General features: G+C 50.3%; 18 protein-coding genes. 3 read left to right on the top strand and 15 right to left on the bottom strand.

What is annotated here, in order from left to right; translation table 11 throughout:
* From NR121_RS07855 to NR121_RS07840, 4 genes are all read right to left on the bottom strand, one after another.
* Positions 1-1287, bottom strand: coding sequence for a YycH family regulatory protein (locus NR121_RS07855; protein WP_054816959.1), 1287 nt, complete (start codon positions 1285-1287; stop codon positions 1-3).
* Complete coding sequence (walK, locus tag NR121_RS07850) at positions 1284-3134, bottom strand: cell wall metabolism sensor histidine kinase WalK (protein ID WP_054816958.1); 1851 nt, start codon at positions 3132-3134, stop codon at positions 1284-1286. The genes NR121_RS07855 and walK overlap by 4 nt, the downstream gene beginning before the upstream one ends.
* A 15-nt stretch (positions 3135-3149) precedes the next feature.
* On the bottom strand, positions 3150-3884 hold the full coding sequence (gene yycF / locus NR121_RS07845) for a response regulator YycF (RefSeq protein ID WP_054816957.1): 735 nt from the start codon (positions 3882-3884) through the stop codon (positions 3150-3152).
* A 149-nt stretch (positions 3885-4033) separates the two neighbouring features.
* On the bottom strand, positions 4034-5605 hold the full coding sequence (locus tag NR121_RS07840) for a M23 family metallopeptidase (RefSeq protein ID WP_074729530.1): 1572 nt from the start codon (positions 5603-5605) through the stop codon (positions 4034-4036).
* A 234-nt stretch (positions 5606-5839) separates the two neighbouring features.
* Between NR121_RS07840 and NR121_RS07835 the strand changes: the two genes are divergently transcribed.
* Positions 5840-6103, top strand: a complete 264-nt coding sequence (locus NR121_RS07835) for a hypothetical protein (protein WP_054816956.1) — start codon at positions 5840-5842, stop codon at positions 6101-6103.
* Positions 6104-6196: 93 nt separating this feature from the next.
* Here NR121_RS07835 and NR121_RS07830 read toward each other — a convergent pair whose 3' ends face one another.
* From NR121_RS07830 to rpsF, 11 genes are all read right to left on the bottom strand, one after another.
* The gene (locus tag NR121_RS07830) at positions 6197-6841 is read right to left on the bottom strand and encodes a hypothetical protein (RefSeq protein ID WP_256831050.1); all 645 of its coding nucleotides are present in this window, start codon (positions 6839-6841) and stop codon (positions 6197-6199) included.
* A 161-nt stretch (positions 6842-7002) separates the two neighbouring features.
* A complete protein-coding gene (locus tag NR121_RS07825; RefSeq protein WP_054816954.1) occupies positions 7003-8286 on the bottom strand; it encodes an adenylosuccinate synthase in 1284 nt (427 codons plus the stop codon).
* A 266-nt stretch (positions 8287-8552) separates the two neighbouring features.
* Positions 8553-9893 carry a replicative DNA helicase gene (dnaB, locus tag NR121_RS07820; protein WP_082661032.1) on the bottom strand — a complete coding sequence of 447 codons (1341 nt, stop codon included), beginning with the start codon at positions 9891-9893 and terminating at the stop codon, positions 8553-8555.
* A 119-nt stretch (positions 9894-10012) separates the two neighbouring features.
* Positions 10013-10456 (bottom strand): 50S ribosomal protein L9, encoded by a 444-nt coding sequence (rplI, locus tag NR121_RS07815; RefSeq protein ID WP_062410213.1) that lies wholly within the window; start codon positions 10454-10456, stop codon positions 10013-10015.
* On the bottom strand, positions 10453-12414 hold the full coding sequence (locus tag NR121_RS07810) for a DHH family phosphoesterase (RefSeq protein ID WP_074729531.1): 1962 nt from the start codon (positions 12412-12414) through the stop codon (positions 10453-10455). The genes rplI and NR121_RS07810 overlap by 4 nt, the downstream gene beginning before the upstream one ends.
* Before the next feature lie 26 nt (positions 12415-12440).
* Entirely contained in the window at positions 12441-13382 is a 942-nt protein-coding gene (locus NR121_RS07805) for a DUF2232 domain-containing protein (protein ID WP_375162516.1), read from the bottom strand.
* Positions 13379-13690: a MazG-like family protein gene (locus NR121_RS07800; protein ID WP_062410210.1), complete on the bottom strand. Its 312-nt coding sequence runs from the start codon at positions 13688-13690 to the stop codon at positions 13379-13381. Before NR121_RS07800 ends, NR121_RS07805 begins: the two co-directional genes overlap by 4 nt.
* 47 nt (positions 13691-13737) lie before the next feature.
* On the bottom strand, positions 13738-14154 hold the full coding sequence (locus tag NR121_RS07795; RefSeq protein WP_054816953.1) for a CBS domain-containing protein: 417 nt from the start codon (positions 14152-14154) through the stop codon (positions 13738-13740).
* Positions 14155-14349: 195 nt separating this feature from the next.
* Entirely contained in the window at positions 14350-14640 is a 291-nt protein-coding gene (gene rpsR, locus NR121_RS07790) for a 30S ribosomal protein S18 (RefSeq protein ID WP_062410209.1), read from the bottom strand.
* Positions 14641-14686: 46 nt separating this feature from the next.
* The gene (ssb, locus tag NR121_RS07785) at positions 14687-15166 is read right to left on the bottom strand and encodes a single-stranded DNA-binding protein (protein ID WP_054816952.1); all 480 of its coding nucleotides are present in this window, start codon (positions 15164-15166) and stop codon (positions 14687-14689) included.
* 84 nt (positions 15167-15250) lie between these two features.
* Positions 15251-15535 (bottom strand): 30S ribosomal protein S6, encoded by a 285-nt coding sequence (gene rpsF, locus NR121_RS07780; RefSeq protein WP_054816951.1) that lies wholly within the window; start codon positions 15533-15535, stop codon positions 15251-15253.
* Positions 15536-15775: 240 nt separating this feature from the next.
* Between rpsF and NR121_RS07775 the strand changes: the two genes are divergently transcribed.
* Both NR121_RS07775 and NR121_RS07770 read left to right on the top strand, forming a co-directional pair.
* Positions 15776-15961: a YjzC family protein gene (locus tag NR121_RS07775; RefSeq protein WP_062410208.1), complete on the top strand. Its 186-nt coding sequence runs from the start codon at positions 15776-15778 to the stop codon at positions 15959-15961.
* A gap of 88 nt (positions 15962-16049) precedes the next feature.
* The gene (locus tag NR121_RS07770) at positions 16050-16301 is read left to right on the top strand and encodes a hypothetical protein (protein ID WP_062410207.1); all 252 of its coding nucleotides are present in this window, start codon (positions 16050-16052) and stop codon (positions 16299-16301) included.
* Positions 16302-16385 lie beyond the last annotated feature (84 nt).

Genomic DNA, 16385 nt, shown 5'->3' with positions numbered 1-16385 from the left:
CTATTCTAGAAACTCATACGTCCCATCGCGAAGCTCGACCGCCCATGCAGGCACCAGCTCCATCGTTTGCTCCCTTATAACGGGCCGGTAACCGGGAAATACCGAGTACACCTGCTTTGTACCGGTAAACTGCGCAAGCTTTTGCTCAAGGGGTTCACCGCCGGCAAGCTGAACTTCTTTGCGGATAACCTCCTTCGTATCGGGGGTTATAATCGAACGTTCATAGCTCGCGACAATCCCTTTTTGCAGCGATATTTTCATAAACCCCATATTTTCGTTGCCCGTATTTATGATCGGATACGATCCATAATATTGGCGAAAAACAAAGGCCTGATGGTTTGAAAGCATCTGCTGAGGCACCTTTTGCACCGCATACGTTCCGTTCCATCCTCCATGCTGGTTAATAAACTGCACCGCCGAAAGCAGATTATCGAGAATATTCAATTTGCTGTCCGCCGGCGCCACAGGATCGGAATAGGTCATCCAGTGCTGTTCATTTTTGAGCTGCAATCCTCTCTTGCCATCGGTGTGGATCTCCGATCCGTCCCGCTCCGTCAAATTCCGTGTTACGCTCGGATCAACGAAAAAGGTTCGCTTCAGCTGATCTGCTGTGAATTGCGTAAAGCCCATTTGATACCCTGTCATCGGCAGCGGCTTTGTCGGTAAATAAAAATCGCCAGCGGCTGCCTTGCGATACGGAATGAAATCAGGGTCGACGGTGACAAAACGCTCGATATCCTTCACCGTAAAATCCGCCCTCGTGACCTCGTACAAGGTGTTCGGCGTATCGGTAAAAAGAATGGTACGAACCTCGTTGGCATCCTTGGCAAAAATCCATATCCGCGTAATCAGGTCACTCTCATTAATCAAGTCCCCTTTAAGCTGCATCACCCGTTGAAGCACATTCATAGGCAGCCCGTCACGGAAGCGGATTTCCACTCCCTGCTGTTTGCTGCCCACTTCCTCCAAATCCAAGCCTAATTGCAGCGCATTCGTCTTACGGAAATCCTCCATGAAACGCTGCTTTACATTCTCCCATACATCGTTATACTGCTGCGTATTGGGATAGAGCACCGTATGCTGCCCATTGCCCAGGTGCAGCACCAATTGATCCGAAAACAGCATCTCCTCAATCGAGGCCTGCGTTCCCAGCATGTCGGTCTTCACGTATTCATCCGGAGGCATCAGCGGATCAAACTTCGGATAACTGTAAGCAAGGAAGTAGCTTTGCACCAGACTTGCCAGAACCAATAGGGTCAGTACCGCCGTCTTCAACTGCTCTATCATCCGGTCGCCTCCTCCTGTTGATACGGAAGTGTGAACGTAATCCGCGTCCCCTGGCCGAGTTCAGAGTCCAAATGAATCGTTCCGCCGTGGGCTTTCACTATTTCTCGGGCAATCGACAAGCCGAGACCCGTCCCCCCCATACTGCGCGATCGTGCCTTATCTACCCGGTAAAACCGCTCAAAAATCCGGCTCAAATCTTTCCGGGGGATCCCGATGCCGTTATCCTGTATAGAGATTTCCAGCACCGACTGTACCGGTCTTGTAGCTTGAATCCGGATATGCCCGCCGTCCGGTGTATATTTAATCGCATTCGATACGAGGTTATCCAGCACCTGGTCTATACGGTCCCGATCGAGCATAATCTCACCCACACCCTGCTCCACTTCCAAATCAACAGAAATCGACCGCTGCTCCAGCTGAAAAGAAAACCGATCCGTCATTTCCTCCAGCATCTCAGCCACATCCGTCGTTTCCTTACTGATGATCGCCTGTTTCGAATCGAGCCGGGACAGCTGCAGCAGGTCCGTTACGAGCCGAATCATCCGCTCGGTCTCATTACGCGCCACGCCTACGAATTTGGCCGCCAGCTGCGGCTCCTCGATGGCGCCGTCCTCCAAGGCCTCCAGATAGCTTTTGATCGTCGTTAGCGGCGTTCTTAGCTCATGAGACACATTGGCCACAAACTCCCTGCGCGACTGCTCCAGCTTCTCCTGTTCGGTGACATCCTGCAGGACGGCAATCGTTCCGGCCGCGCCTTTTCCTTTACTGTAAATGGTGGTGAACGTCACGCGCACAAACACCGGCTCTTCCTCCGGTTCGTGAACCAATTGCAGCATCATCAACCGGTTTCCGTTTTCTTCCTTCATCTGGGCCGTCTCCGGGGTTAGATTCAGCAGCTCTCCCAAATGCATCCCCAACGTCGTATCCTCGTTCACCTTCAATATTTGTTTGGCCCTGCGGTTGATCACAATCACGCGCCCATGGTCATCGGTTGCAATCAGTCCATCATTCATATTGGACAAAATCGAGGCCAGCTTTTCTTTTTCCTCTTCGTTCAGCAGCAAGGCCTCCCGAAGCCGTTTCACCATAATATTAAACGTCGTTCCGAGCTGGCCGATCTCGTCTTGACCCATGACCCGAATCTGCTCGTCAAAGTCAAACCGGCCTTCCGCCACCGCCGTAGCCTGTCTCGTAATCGCCTTAATCGGATTGGTAATCGTCGCCGACAGGATGACTCCAAGCAGCGCCGTCAGCGCAAGCGCGATGAGCGTACCCGATATGAAGAAACGGTTGATCCGGTTCATCGTATCGTATACCTCTTCCATTGAAGCAATGATATACACCGCTCCGAGCACCCTTACCCCCGAGCCGATCGGTTTGGCGATGACCACCTTGCGGACCCCGTCAAAATCCGTAAACATGCGCTGGTTGTCCTTAATGCCCTGCAGCGCCCGGGTGACCTCGGTTTGCGTATTTTTATTGCCTATCACCGATTGATTGCTGGCTAACGAGGTAGTAAGGACTACACCGCCCGCATCAATCACCTGGATTTCCGCATTGCTGATCACAAACAACCGGTTGACGAACTCGTTTAAATCCGCGTACGACCTCTTCAAGGCTTCCGTGTTTTTGTTATCTTGGCTTTCGCTCAAATACGTCTCCGCATATTGCGCAAGCAGCTGCGCCTGCTTATTGCGGTTATCCATAAATTCGTTTTTGAGCGAGCTTTCCAGCGTACGGATAAAATACACGCCGATGAGCTGCATCGCGATCAAAATCAGCAAAACGTAAATAATAATCAGCTTGGCTTGAATCGATTGAAAAAAGCGGATGCGATTTTTCTGCATCAGGACCGCCCCCGCCTAGTAGCTGCCGGCGATTGTTTTCGGATTGCGCATCATGTAGCCAAGCCCCCGCCGGGTGATAATATATTCCGGACGGCTCGGATCGTCCTCCAGCTTCTCTCTGAGCCGGCGGATCGTCACGTCAACCGTACGTACATCCCCGAAATACTCAAAGCCCCACACGGCCTGCAGCAGGTGCTCGCGCGTCATGACCTTGCCGCTGTTCTTGGCCATGTACTGCACAAGTTCGAACTCCCGATGAGTAAGATCGAGCGGTACACCGTCCTTATAAACGACATACATGTCGGTATCGATGAACAAGCTGAGGATTCGGAAGCCCTGCCGTGGTTGCTCTTCCTCCGGAGACTGGGACACAGGTACGGACGATACCTTGGTCTGTCTGCGCAGGTGTGCTTTCACCCGGGCAAGCAGCTCGCGCGTTCCAAAAGGCTTGGTCACATAATCGTCTGCGCCAAGCTCAAGACCCAACACCTTATCAATCTCATTGTCCTTGGCTGTCAGCATGATGATCGGGGTATTCAGCTTCGCCCGTACCTCCCGGCACACATCCATACCGTCCTTCACCGGCAGCATCAAATCCAGCAGGATCAAATCCGGTTCTTCGGTGTAAGCCAGATCCACCGCCGTTCCGCCGTCGTAAGCGCAGATGACCTCATGGCCCTCTTTTTCCAAATTAAACTTCAGTATATCCGCAATCGGTTGTTCGTCGTCTACAACGAGTATTTTCGCCATTCGTTCCTTCACCGCCTGTCAAAGACTAACAGCTGTTCATGGAAGCTATTCTACTATTTTACCACAACTTGAAGCAAAAAGAGACATGGCGCGCAAGGCCTGCCGCCCTGCTTTCTCCATGTCCCTTGATCTATGTGCCGCTTGCATCCTTAGCGGTTTAAATATTTAAGCGGATTTTGCGGCGATTGATTGAGCAGAATTTCAAAATGCAGATGCACCCCTGTAGAGTCCCCGGTACTGCCCATCGTTCCAATCTTTTCGCCTTTCTCCACAATTTTGCCGCTGCTTGTCTCAATCTTGCTTAGATGCGCATACACCGTACGATACCCGTTCATATGATTAATGATGATCATATTGCCGTAACCGTCTTTCACACCTGCAAACTCAACCTTGCCGTTATCGGAGGCGAGAATACTGCGGTTGCCCGTCAGGTCAATCCCCTTATGAAAAGCGCCCCAGCGTTTCCCGAACGTACTGGTAATCGTAGCCGAAACGACCGGCCACGCAAACTTGCCCGTGCCTTCCCCTAATACAACCTTGGTGCCTCTTTTCACGACGGCCTTCACCGGCTGCTGGACGATTTCCTCGCTTAATACGCTTTCTTCTTCCATCAGTCCGTTGACCTTCGTCAGTTGAAGGGTCACTTTCTTCATGCCGTTCTTTCCTTCCGAAAGCACCTTCGTCTCTCCGAGCCGCATGCTGTCGTCCTGCTTGTATTCCGTCTCGTGTTGAATCTCCTGATTTTCCACAACCTTCTCTACTGTCCGCACGGACAGTGTCGGGTTCATCACGGTAAGATCCAGCTGCTCTCCGACTTTGATCATATCATTATAAATCCAGGGGTTGTTCTGGTATATCACTTGCTTTGGAATATTCAGCTTCTTGGCGATACACGATACGCAGTCGCCGTCTACAACCGTATATTTTGTAGGCCGCGCGTTGCCCGTCGCCAGCTTATTCAGAAGCTCGTCCGGCTTCATGAGCTGGTCAGGCTTAATTTCCAATTGTTTCATCTCTACATCCTGAACGAAATCCGCTTTCTGCAATTCCGTAGTTACTGGAGCGTCGCCGGCAGATGAAGCGGACAATATGCCGACCTTCCCCGGTTCTTTTTTCTGCTGCAGAGAGGCAATGACATTAGCTTTTAGCTGCTCCAGCACTTGCTTGGCCGTCGCTTCGTCTTTTACAATACCTACGGGCTTGCCGTCCACCAACAATTGAACGCCTACAGGATAGGCCGAAAAATAACGTTCCAATTGCTTAAGAACAGCTTCATCCTCTGCCGGTGTTCCAAAAACCCTCTCGGGAGTAAATTCGAGTCTGGGTTCCTTTACGACCATCTGGATGTCCGCATCGCTCTTGGTCAGCTGCTCCCGCTTCTTCTGCTTGAATTGTTCGACCTTCGCCGGATCGGATATGGTTCCGATCGAGTCCCCATTCGCATACACATGATAATAATCCTTCATATTCGCCTGCACGTATTGGTTTCCGCTCCAGATGACGGCAGCGATTAAACTTAATACGGCTGCGGACTTAATAACCAATCTTTTATGTTTAATAATACGGTTTTTTAATGGGATAGGAGTGGTTGTTCCTTGTTCCTTTGTCACCGGTTCGACCCTTAAGCTCTCAGCCAAGCCCTCGGATCCATTCTCAGCCTTCTGGCGTTGAAGCTTTTTTACCAGACCCTTGAATTGATCCATCATCTTGAAAACTGTCATCTTCTTCTCCTTTTAAGCTGTTTTTTGCCGCATTGGATAGGCATCCGTGCTACATAACACGGAACTACTGCTTTCTTGAGACCCTAGCACATAAAAACACCTAAAATCAGGGACAACAACCAAAGTGCCCAAACTCCTTTATAAATTTACCATACCCCGTCTATTTATTTCAACCAAACCCCATGTGATCCCTTATTTTCAGAAAAAATTCTGACAGGAGTGTGAAGTAAAACAATGGAAAATATCATTGCGGCTTTCCGCAATCCACACGATATGGAAAAAGCCGCAGAGGCACTTTTAAAGCAAGGCGTCATTAATCTCAAGCTCGAACCGGGTGCTTTACACCCGAAAGGCGAGCAGCCTGATATCACTCTCCTTGGGAGAATCGGTACGTCGATCTCTGAAACCGCAGCCAAGCTGCAGGTTATCGTGGAATCGTCACGGAGGCGGCAAGCTGAGGATACCATCCGCAAATATGGCGGCGTATGCTGGTTCTAACGAAGACGAAAAAACTGACCTTCAACGATCATGAGGTCAGTCTTTTGCCATGCCCTATTTTCAGATGCCGCATCAGAAGCCCAAAAACCGGGCTCAGGGCGCTCCAATTAAAGATTGCAGCTGTTGATACTCCTCCGGCTTTAAATGCCTCTGAAGCAGCTCCTCCAGTTCCTTCAGCTCTGCCGCGGTGATTCCGTCTTCCAGAATAACGGAAATCCTCTGCATCTCCTCTTGCGGTACCCGGGGGACCAGCAGAGAAAAAATTTTCGCTTTGTTTGCTTCGGACAATTGATCCTTCTTCTTGGCAAACTCTTCACTTGAGACAACAATTCTTCTTTCCTCTTCCGGCAGCTCCGTCTGACCGGATTGACGGCTCCATACAGCTACCGCGTCCTCCGGAACCGGATAAGGGTCAGCCGTGTCTTTGCTTGCCTTGCCATCATGGTCTGCCCCTCCGCTTTTTTCCGACCCGGTTTCGGAAGAAGTCGAGCCTGGATCGGCAGAAACGGCCAGATCCCTGGGCTGCTGCGGGGTAGCCGCCTCGTTCGTCCCGAACCCCAACTGCGCGGTAAAACGGTTCACAAACCGGTTCCACTCGATCTTTTGATTTCCCGGACGTTGAATCTGATATTGGTCCAACAATACATCCACATAGGCATTCACGGCGAGAAAGGTCACCACCACGCAGCATAAAGAAGTGACCGCTGCGCTGACTCCTAGCTTCAGCAACCAGCTCATCCATTTCATTACTCTTCCCATCTCCCATCAGCCTGTTGTTCATAGTTCCAGTATTGACCTTTTTCTGGGAAATCAATCGGGCTGTCCGCACATATGCAAAAAAACCCCGCTCTCCGTCATCAGGAGAACAGGGCCATGTTTTTTATAAGATCGGATTCCAATTAGAAAATGGGCTTCACCAGGTTGGTTTGCTCACGATTGCGTCCAACGGAGAAAATCGCAATGGGGATGCCGGTCAGCTCAGACACCCGCTCGACATACCGTCTTGCGTTCTCCGGCAAATCCTCGAGCTTGCGGACATCAGACAGATCCTCGTTCCAGCCCGGGAGTTCCTCATACACGGCTTCGCATTCAGCCAACACCTTCAGACTGGCCGGATAATGCTCGATGATTTCACCGCGGTATCTGTAAGCCGTGCAAATCTTCACCTTGTCCAGACCGGACAGCACATCGAGCGAATTTAAGGATAAGCCCGTAATTCCGCTCACCCGGCGGGCATGACGAACAACGACGCTATCGAACCAACCGACGCGGCGCGGTCTTCCGGTAACCGTACCATATTCATTGCCGCGTTCGCGAATCCAATCACCGGTTGCATTTATCTGTTCGGTCGGGAAAGGACCGTCTCCAACGCGTGTAGTGTAAGATTTGGCTACGCCGATAATGTGCTGAATTTTGGACGGACCCACTCCGGATCCGATGCAGACGCCGCCCGCAGAAGGATTCGAAGAGGTGACATATGGATATGTTCCTTGGTCGATATCCAGCATGACACCCTGCGCGCCTTCGAAAAGCACCTTTTTGCCTTCGTCGATCAGATCGTTCAGAACTACCGACGTATCGGTAACATAAGGACGGATTTTCTCCGCATAACCGAGATATTCCTGAATGATCGAATCGGCATCAAGACCTTTAGATCCGTACACCTGTTCGATCAATTCGTTTTTCTCCTTCACCATTTGGCGGACCTTCCGGGTAAACTCCTCCGCATCCATCAAATCGGCAATGCGGATCCCGTTGCGTGCTGCTTTATCCATGTAACAAGGGCCGATCCCCTTACGTGTCGTCCCGATTTTGTTCTCGCCTTTGCGTTCTTCCTCTAAACCGTCTAACAAAAGGTGGTAAGGCATAATCAAATGGGCACGATCGCTGATGCGCAGATTGTCCGTCGTAAAGCCGTTATCATGAATATATTGAATTTCCTCGAGCAGCGCGCCTGGATTGATAACCATACCGTTGCCGATGACACATATTTTATCTGCATAAAAAATGCCCGATGGAATCATCGTAAGCTTATACTTTTTATCATTAATAAGAATCGTATGTCCCGCGTTATTGCCCCCCTGATAACGGGCGACAACCTCGGCAGACTCTGCAAGAAAGTCGGTAATCTTCCCTTTCCCTTCGTCTCCCCATTGGGTTCCGACAACTACTACCGTTGACATATTCACTTACCCCCGTGAGGTGGAAACCACCTGTTATTTGCCCTAAAGGCACAATACACCATTGATTAGTTTAGCAGTACCGCTCTGCAAAGTCAACAAAAACGAACAATGAACATAGTCTGTTGCCCATTGTTCGGAATTTATTCATATGTAGCAGGTCTACAGCGGCATTCCAATCGGGATGCCTATCTGTAGTCCGCATATTCTTTTCCTTTTCTTTAAAACAAAAAATGTTCCCCGTGCAACAAGCCAGGCCGGCGCAAATCTTACCGGGCCATCGCCGGCTCCTGATGGGTTCGATCAAGATTTACGAATTTATTGTAATTTTTCAGAAAGGCAAGCTCCACCGTCCCGACCGGTCCGTTACGCTGCTTTGCAATAATAATCTCAATAATATTTTTCTTCTCCGACTCTTTATCGTAGTAGTCGTCACGGTACAGGAATGCCACAATATCGGCGTCCTGCTCGATCGATCCCGATTCCCGGAGGTCCGACATCATCGGCCGCTTATCCTGCCGCTGCTCCACCCCCCGGCTCAACTGCGAAAGCGCGATGACCGGAACGTCCAGTTCACGCGCAATCTGCTTCAGCGTACGGGAAATTTCCGAGACCTCCTGCTGGCGGTTATCGCCTTTGCCGCGCCCGTGAATGAGCTGGAGATAGTCGATCAAGATCATGCCAAGACCCTTCTCCTTTTTCAGGCGGCGGCACTTTGCCCGAATATCGGCTACGGTAACGGACGGGGAGTCGTCAATATAGATGTTGGCCTCCGACAGCGATCCGATGGCCATTGTCAGCTTCTCCCAATCGTCCGGCTCCAGGAAGCCCGTCCGCATTCGTCCGGCATCCACATTCGCCTCCGCACAAATCATCCGCTGCACGAGCTGAGCCGCGCCCATCTCCAAACTAAAAATGGCGACCGTCTCTTTTTCCCGCACCCCGACATTCTGCGCTATATTCAAAGCAAACGCCGTCTTTCCTACGGAAGGACGGGCCGCAACGATAATCAGGTCTGACCGTTGAAAACCTGAGGTCATCTTGTCCAAGTCGGTAAATCCGGAGCGGATCCCGGTTGTCCCCCCCTTTTGATTGAAGAGGAACTCTACCTTGTCGAAGACCTCCATCAGCACATCCTTGATCGCAATGAAGCCGGAGCCGGAGCGGGCCTGTGAAATCTCCATGATGCGCTGCTCCGCATCGCTGAGCAGCGTCCCCACTTCGTCTTCCCCGGAGTACCCGTTCGTAACAATCTGCGTAGCCGCCCGGATTAAACGACGCAGCATCGACTTTTCTTCTACAATCTGCGCATAATAATCGACGTTGGCTGCCGTAGGCACCGCATTGGCGAGCTCCGACAGATAGCTGATGCCGCCGACCTCCTCCAGCTGCTTCTTATCCTGCAGCCGGGCGGTCAGCGTAATCAGATCGACAGGCTCATTGGCCTCGGCAATCTCGATCATGGCCTCATAAATCCGCTGGTGTGCCCCGCGGTAGAAATCGTCGCTTGTCACCCGCTCCATCGCCGTAACCAGCGCGTCTCCATCAAGCAAAATAGCGCCGAGCACCGCCTGCTCGGCTTCTATATTTTGTGGAGGGATACGATCCATAAATAAACTCTCGTTCACCTGATCTCCTCCTGATATTCAAGCTTCTCATCATGGATAACAAGGGAAATAACGGACATTCACGTCCGTTATCCATTCCTTTGCCGAATCAGGCTTTTTTCCTATTCTTCCACTACGTGCACTTTCAGCTTCGCGCTTACTTCCGGATGCAGCTTGACGACAACCTCTGTCACGCCCAGCGTGCGGATCGGTTCGTCCATAACGATCTTCCGCTTATCCAGCTTGATCCCTTGCTTGTCCAGCGCTTCGGCCACCTGCTTATTCGAAACGGCGCCGAACAACCGGCCGTCCGCACCGGATTTTGCCTTCAACTGCACCGTCAGCTCTTCCAATTTCCGGGCCAGCTCCTGCGCATCAGCCTTCTCCTGCGCTTTCCTGCGTTCCTCGGCTTTCTTCTGCTGCTCCAGCACCTTCATGGATCCCTCGGTAGCCGGAGCGGCCAGGTTTTGTTTAAACAAGAAATTATTGGCATAGCCCTCGGAAACCTCTTTAACTTCCCCTTTTTTTCCTTGGCCCTTCACATCTTTCAACAATATGACTTTCATTCAAACAGCCCCTCCTCTGCGTGTATCTCGCTTAACACTTGCTTGAGCCGCTGTGTGGCTTCCGCCACTGTGCCTTCAATCTGGGTTGCCGCATTCGTCAAATGACCGCCGCCGCCCATCCGTTCCATAACCAACTGGACGTTCATCTGTCCGAGCGACCTTGCGCTGATCCCGATCAGACCGTCCGGGCGTTCGCTGATCACAAACGAGGCCATAATACCCGTCATAGTTAACAATGTATCAGCAACTTGGGCGATGAGCAACTGTGAATATTTACGTCCCGGCTCATTCACCGCAAGCGCAATATGGTCGAAGATGACGACCGCGTTCTTGATGACCTCGGCTTTCTGAATGAAGTATTCCAAATCTTCCTTCAACAGCTGCTGTATCAACAAGGAATCGGCCCCGTTGCGCCGTAAGAAGGACGCCGCCTCGAACGTCCGTGCCCCCGTGCGGAGACTGAAGCTTTTCGTATCGACGACAATCCCGGCGAGCAGCGCCGTCGCATCAAGTATGCCCATGGTAAGCCGCTCATGAAAATATTGGAGCAGCTCTGTCACCAGTTCGCATGTGGAAGACGCATAGGGCTCCATATAAACCAGTGTAGCGTCTTGAATAAAATCCTCGCTCCTGCGGTGATGGTCTACGACTACCTTCCGCTGCGTCATCTGCAGCAGCCGCGGCTCCGGCGTCATCACCGCCCGGTGCGTATCTACAACAACGGCCAAAGACCGTGAGTTCGTAATCTGCAGCGCCTGCTCTGGAGTAATAAACCAGCGGTTCAGCGTCTCATCCTCGTAGATCATCTCCATCAGCTTCTGGATCGAAGGATTCACTCCCTCCAGCACAATGTAGCCTTCTTTATTGCTGACATGCGCCATCTTCAACACGCCGATGGCCGCCCCAATCGCGTCCATATCCGGGTATTTGTGTCCCATGATGATGACCTTGTCGCAATCCTTGATCAAATCCCGAAGCGCATGGGAAATTACCCGAGCCCTGACACGTGTCCGCTTTTCGAGCGCATTGGAGCGTCCTCCGTAGAACGACAACCGCTCGCCTACCTTCACAGCCGCCTGGTCGCCGCCCCGACCGAGAGCCATATCCAAGCTTGTTTGGGCCCAATGCCCAAGCTCGGTTATGGACGAAGTGCCGGAAGCGATGCCGATGCTTAACGTCAGCGGCAGCTTATGCTCGATCGTGATATCCCGAACGTCGTCCAGAATCTCGAACCGGGATTGCTCCAGCGCCTTCAACCCTTTTTGATCCATCAGGACTAAATACCGGTCTGACGCAGTACGGCGGAGATAAACGTTATGTTTTTGCGCCCATTCCGTAATTTCACCGGTCACTTTAGCCATCATGATGCTGCGTGTCTGGTCGTCAAGACCCTGCGTCGCTTCATCCAGGTTATCCAGCATCACGATGCCAAGAGCCAGCTTTTCCTCGTCATAGCGGAGCTGAAGCGATTTGAGCTGTGTAATATCGGTCAAATAGAGCAGCCGTTCTTCCGGATTGATCTGCACTTCGTAGATGTTATTGTTCATGGCCATTTCGAGTTTTAATTCTTTTTCCTTGCGATTCTTAAGTGCCGGAAACAGCTCAAGCAAGGATTTCCCGATCAGTGAATCTTCACCCAGCATGTGAGCCACGAAAGGATTGTGCCACTCAATGATTTTTTCCTCATTATAAAGCACAATGCCAAACGGCAGCCCATGGATAACCTCGCTTCCTGCCCGCTTGACCCGATGCGATAACGTGGCCACATAGCGGTTTAAGTCCTTACGGAACGCTTGCTCCGCCTTCAGTGTGTAATACCCGAGAACGCAGCACAAAATCAAGGCTATGAGAGCAATGACCCATTGGTATATAAAAAGAATTAAGGTCAACGCGGCCAGCAAGGCAAAAATCCATACGATATGCATCCCATGCCATCGCTTCAACAGGAACTTCGGCATTTCATTCGCTCCTAATCCCTATAAAGTCACTTACGAGTCATAATACGATCACGGATCGGAAACGCCACATCGAATACTCCAAGCAAACTGAACAAAAAAGATACCGGCGGAAAAAGCAGCAGCAGCAGAATTCCAACAATCGGTAAGGTCTTGTTCCAATGCATCACATGCGCTACATAGAACAAGAAGGATATCGCCTGAATGGAAAACAGGAACGTCAGCAGCGGAAGTAGGTTCAAGAGCACGGTGTAAGACATCGATTTCGTATCGCTTACGAACATTTCCATGATCAGCGCGATCAAATAAAACCAGACAAACGATTTTGGAAGCATCCAATCCTTGATCGGCTTAAAGGCAGGAATGGATTCTCCCGAGCGTACAAGCACCCTGCGGGCCAGAGCATGGGACACCACCACGTAAAAAAGCGAAAACCCGATCATGTACAGCGGCAGCATCAGCACCATCATATGGATCAGCGTATCCGGATCGACTCCCATCATATTCTGCAGTTCCACAGGAAGCGTCTTCACACTATCCATCATAAACTGCTTTAGTTTGCCGACCGGATTGAGACCAAACAGTTGTGTCACAACAAGGGTAAGCAGCAGCTGCGCAAGGAGCGTCACCGTACCTGCCGTAAGGACGGTTCGTGCCGGGGCGCTTTTTTTATACAAGTTGCCCATCTGGATGACCGGGGGCAGAAAGAAAAGCGATATCGACACAAGCAGTGCTCCAAGAGAACCGGCCAAAAGCAGCGATGTAATTAAATATACAACTGCCAAGCAGATGGTGTAATGCGCCAAGAACTGCTTATTACCTAACTTCACATACATGACCAGCACAGGCACCATCAATAGTGCAGCCGTAATCAAACTTAACGGAGGTAAAAAAATCGTTAAGAGCAAAAAAATATAAGCGAATCCCCATCCGAACATTCGCTTTTTCTGTGGTTCTTCCAAGCCTTTCACCTCTTACGCAAATGTTCTTCCAAAGCGGAAATGTCTCCGTACCATTCTTCCAATTGATGACCTTCCTCACGGTGCTTCTTCATTTTGTCCAGAATAACCTCATCCAAATTGCGTAGAGAGATGCCAAGTCGGCGGCCGAGAATATAACAATAGGCAATGAGACTGGCCAGACCGTCAACGATTCTGTGATGACTGCCTTCCCATATGCCTTTAAGCAGGTGTGCCATTTGATCCACAAGCTCAGTTTTCAGCCATTCGATAATTTTGGCCCGTTTGGCCAAATCAACGTCTCTATCGATATTAGACAAGCTGATTCTCTCCTTACCATGAAGCTTTAGTTAATTATACCACACTTTTAGACCCGTTGTTCGGACTGCCAAAGCTTAAAACAATAATCAATAATTTCCCTTCTGCGGATAATGCCTATAAACACTTCATTATCGTCTATGACAGGAACATAGTTCTGGTTCGTGACCAGCGTAATCAAATCTACCATCTGCTGGTCGATCCGGACCGGTTTTATTACCATATGCTGAGGTACTTCCTTCAACTGCACTTTGTGTGCGTTCTCAAATCCGATCTCAGGGGAACGCTTGAGCTTCCATAATAAATCCCCTTCGGTAATGGTTCCGACATATTTTCCATTCTCATCAATCAGAGGAACGGCCGAATACCGGTGATACTCCATTCGCTCGAGTGCTTGACGTATGGTGGAATGAGGAGATAAATAAATAACGTCATCCTTGGGCACCAAAAAAAATGCGATGTTCAACGCTGCTCCCTTCCTTTCTCTATCTAAAAGGTCCTGCGATTCTCACCTTTCCATCATATCATGATATGCCCCGGGAAGAAAAATAATCACCGCTTGCAGGAACCATCCTCATGGACTTTTACTTCACGGTTTTTTCGTTTGCACGCCCAAATAAAAAGACAACCGGGTTACCCCGATTGTCTTATTTAGATAACATTACTCCGTCGTGTACGGCAGCAGAGCAATTTGACGCGCACGCTTGATTGCGATCGTCAGTGCACGCTGATACTTGGCGGAAGTACCGGTTACACGGCGAGGAAGAATCTTGCCGCGCTCGCTGATAAACTTCTTGAGCGTTTCAATATCTTTATAATCAATGTGCTTGATTTTGTTTACGGTGAAGTAACAAACTTTACGGCGCTTGCCGCCTTTTTTGCCACGGCCGCTGAACTTTCTTTCGCCGCGTTCGCCGCGGTCTTCAGAGCGTTCTCTTTTTTCGAATGCCATGTTTCTCCATCCTTTCTACGTGGGTTTTCCTACCGTTCCAAGCCTCTTAAAACGGCAAATCATCATCAGAAATATCAATCGGTTTTCCGTCATCCTGGAAAGGATCCTGCTGTTGGCTGCGTCCTCCGCCGTAACCTCCACGGTAGCCGCCTCCATCGCCGCCGCTGCCGGCACCCATTCCCATACCCTCATCGCGATTGCCGCTGTTAGCCGACTCCAGAAAGCGCACATTGTCCGCAATGACTTCCGTCACATAAACGCGACGTCCTTCATTGTTATCATAGCTGCGTACCTGAATACGGCCTTCCACTGCTGCCAAACGACCTTTGCGAAGATAATTCGCACAAGTCTCCGCGAGTTGGCGCCAAGTTACGACCGGAATAAAATCCGCTTCTCTTTGGCCTTGATTATTTGAGAAAGGTCGGTCAACTGCAAGTGTAAACTGGGTTACAGCCACACCTGCGGGCGTATAGCGCAGTTCAGGGTCACGTGTCAGTCTTCCGATCAGAATCACACGATTCAGCATGTATTTCCCTCCCGGATCCGTTGCAACGTACACCCGTGATTTACGTTGTCCGTTGTCAACAAACTCAATTACGGCACTGGAGCCTTAAGCTACGTCTTTGACGATCAGGTATCGAATGACTTCGTCGGAAATCTTCAATACACGGTCAAGCTCGCTGACGACTTCACTATTAGCGTTGAATTGAACCAACACATAATGACCGTCACGATGCTTGTTGATCTCATACGCAAGACGGCGCTTACCCATCAGATCGTGCTTCGTAATTTCGCCACCGTTGTTGATGATGTTTTGGAACTTCTCCACCGTAGCCTGAACCGCTTCTTGTTCCAGATCAGGACGGATAATATACATCACTTCGTATTTGCGCATGTTGCCACCTCCTTTTGGACTAAAAGGCCTCTGATTCGGCTTGTACCGTCAGAAGCAAGGAGCGAGAATGTTTTCCTAAACTCGCACCATAATACTATAGCAAAAATAGAATGCCAAAGCAAGAGAAACCATCACACGATCATGTTGTTTTAACAGGGCAGGATGGTAATTATTAACCCTAATGCTAAAGTCGTTTTGTGGAAAATCTAACAATACACCAACAACAGGAGGTGACCCGCCATGGGTGAATGGTCGCAATTCCGTCCTGGCGACAGGGCGCCGAACGACGGCGAGTATATGGAAGTTGGCGAAAATGCCTTCCATATGGGCATTAACAATCCCAAAATGATCACATTAAAAAAAGGGGAACGCTTCCCCGAAACCACCAATCATAACCGAAAGTGGAAAAAAGTGTTTCGGGGCTGACCCCCTCTCCCCGACCGCCGCGGAATCGGAAGGCGCGTCGGGGAACCAATAACTTCATGTAAATGACAACTCAAAAGGAGATTACGATATGCGATATAAATATACCCTTATTCTTACCATTATCGGTGCCGCGCTCTGCCTGATCCATTATATCGGACACGAATACGACCCGATTTATTTACTGTTTTACTCTCTCAGCGTGCCGGCCTGGTTTTACCCTATCTTCACTTATACGGACGTAAATCCCCTGCTTCTCTATTTTCTCACGACTTTGTCGTGGACCGTCATGGGTTACGTCATTGACCGCTTCTCGATTTACCGCCAATCCCGCAGTCAATAGGCCTTCCAGGCATAGACCCTATCCATGTTGGAAACATGGCCGGGTCTTTTGGTTATGGCTGCAATTTTTTTCTACACTATTAAA

Origin of the sequence: Paenibacillus sp. Pae15, assembly GCF_024519685.1 — a bacterium.
Lineage (GTDB): Bacteria > Bacillota > Bacilli > Paenibacillales > NBRC-103111 > Paenibacillus_G > Paenibacillus_G naphthalenovorans.
This window is presented reverse-complemented; position numbering and strand designations above follow the sequence as displayed.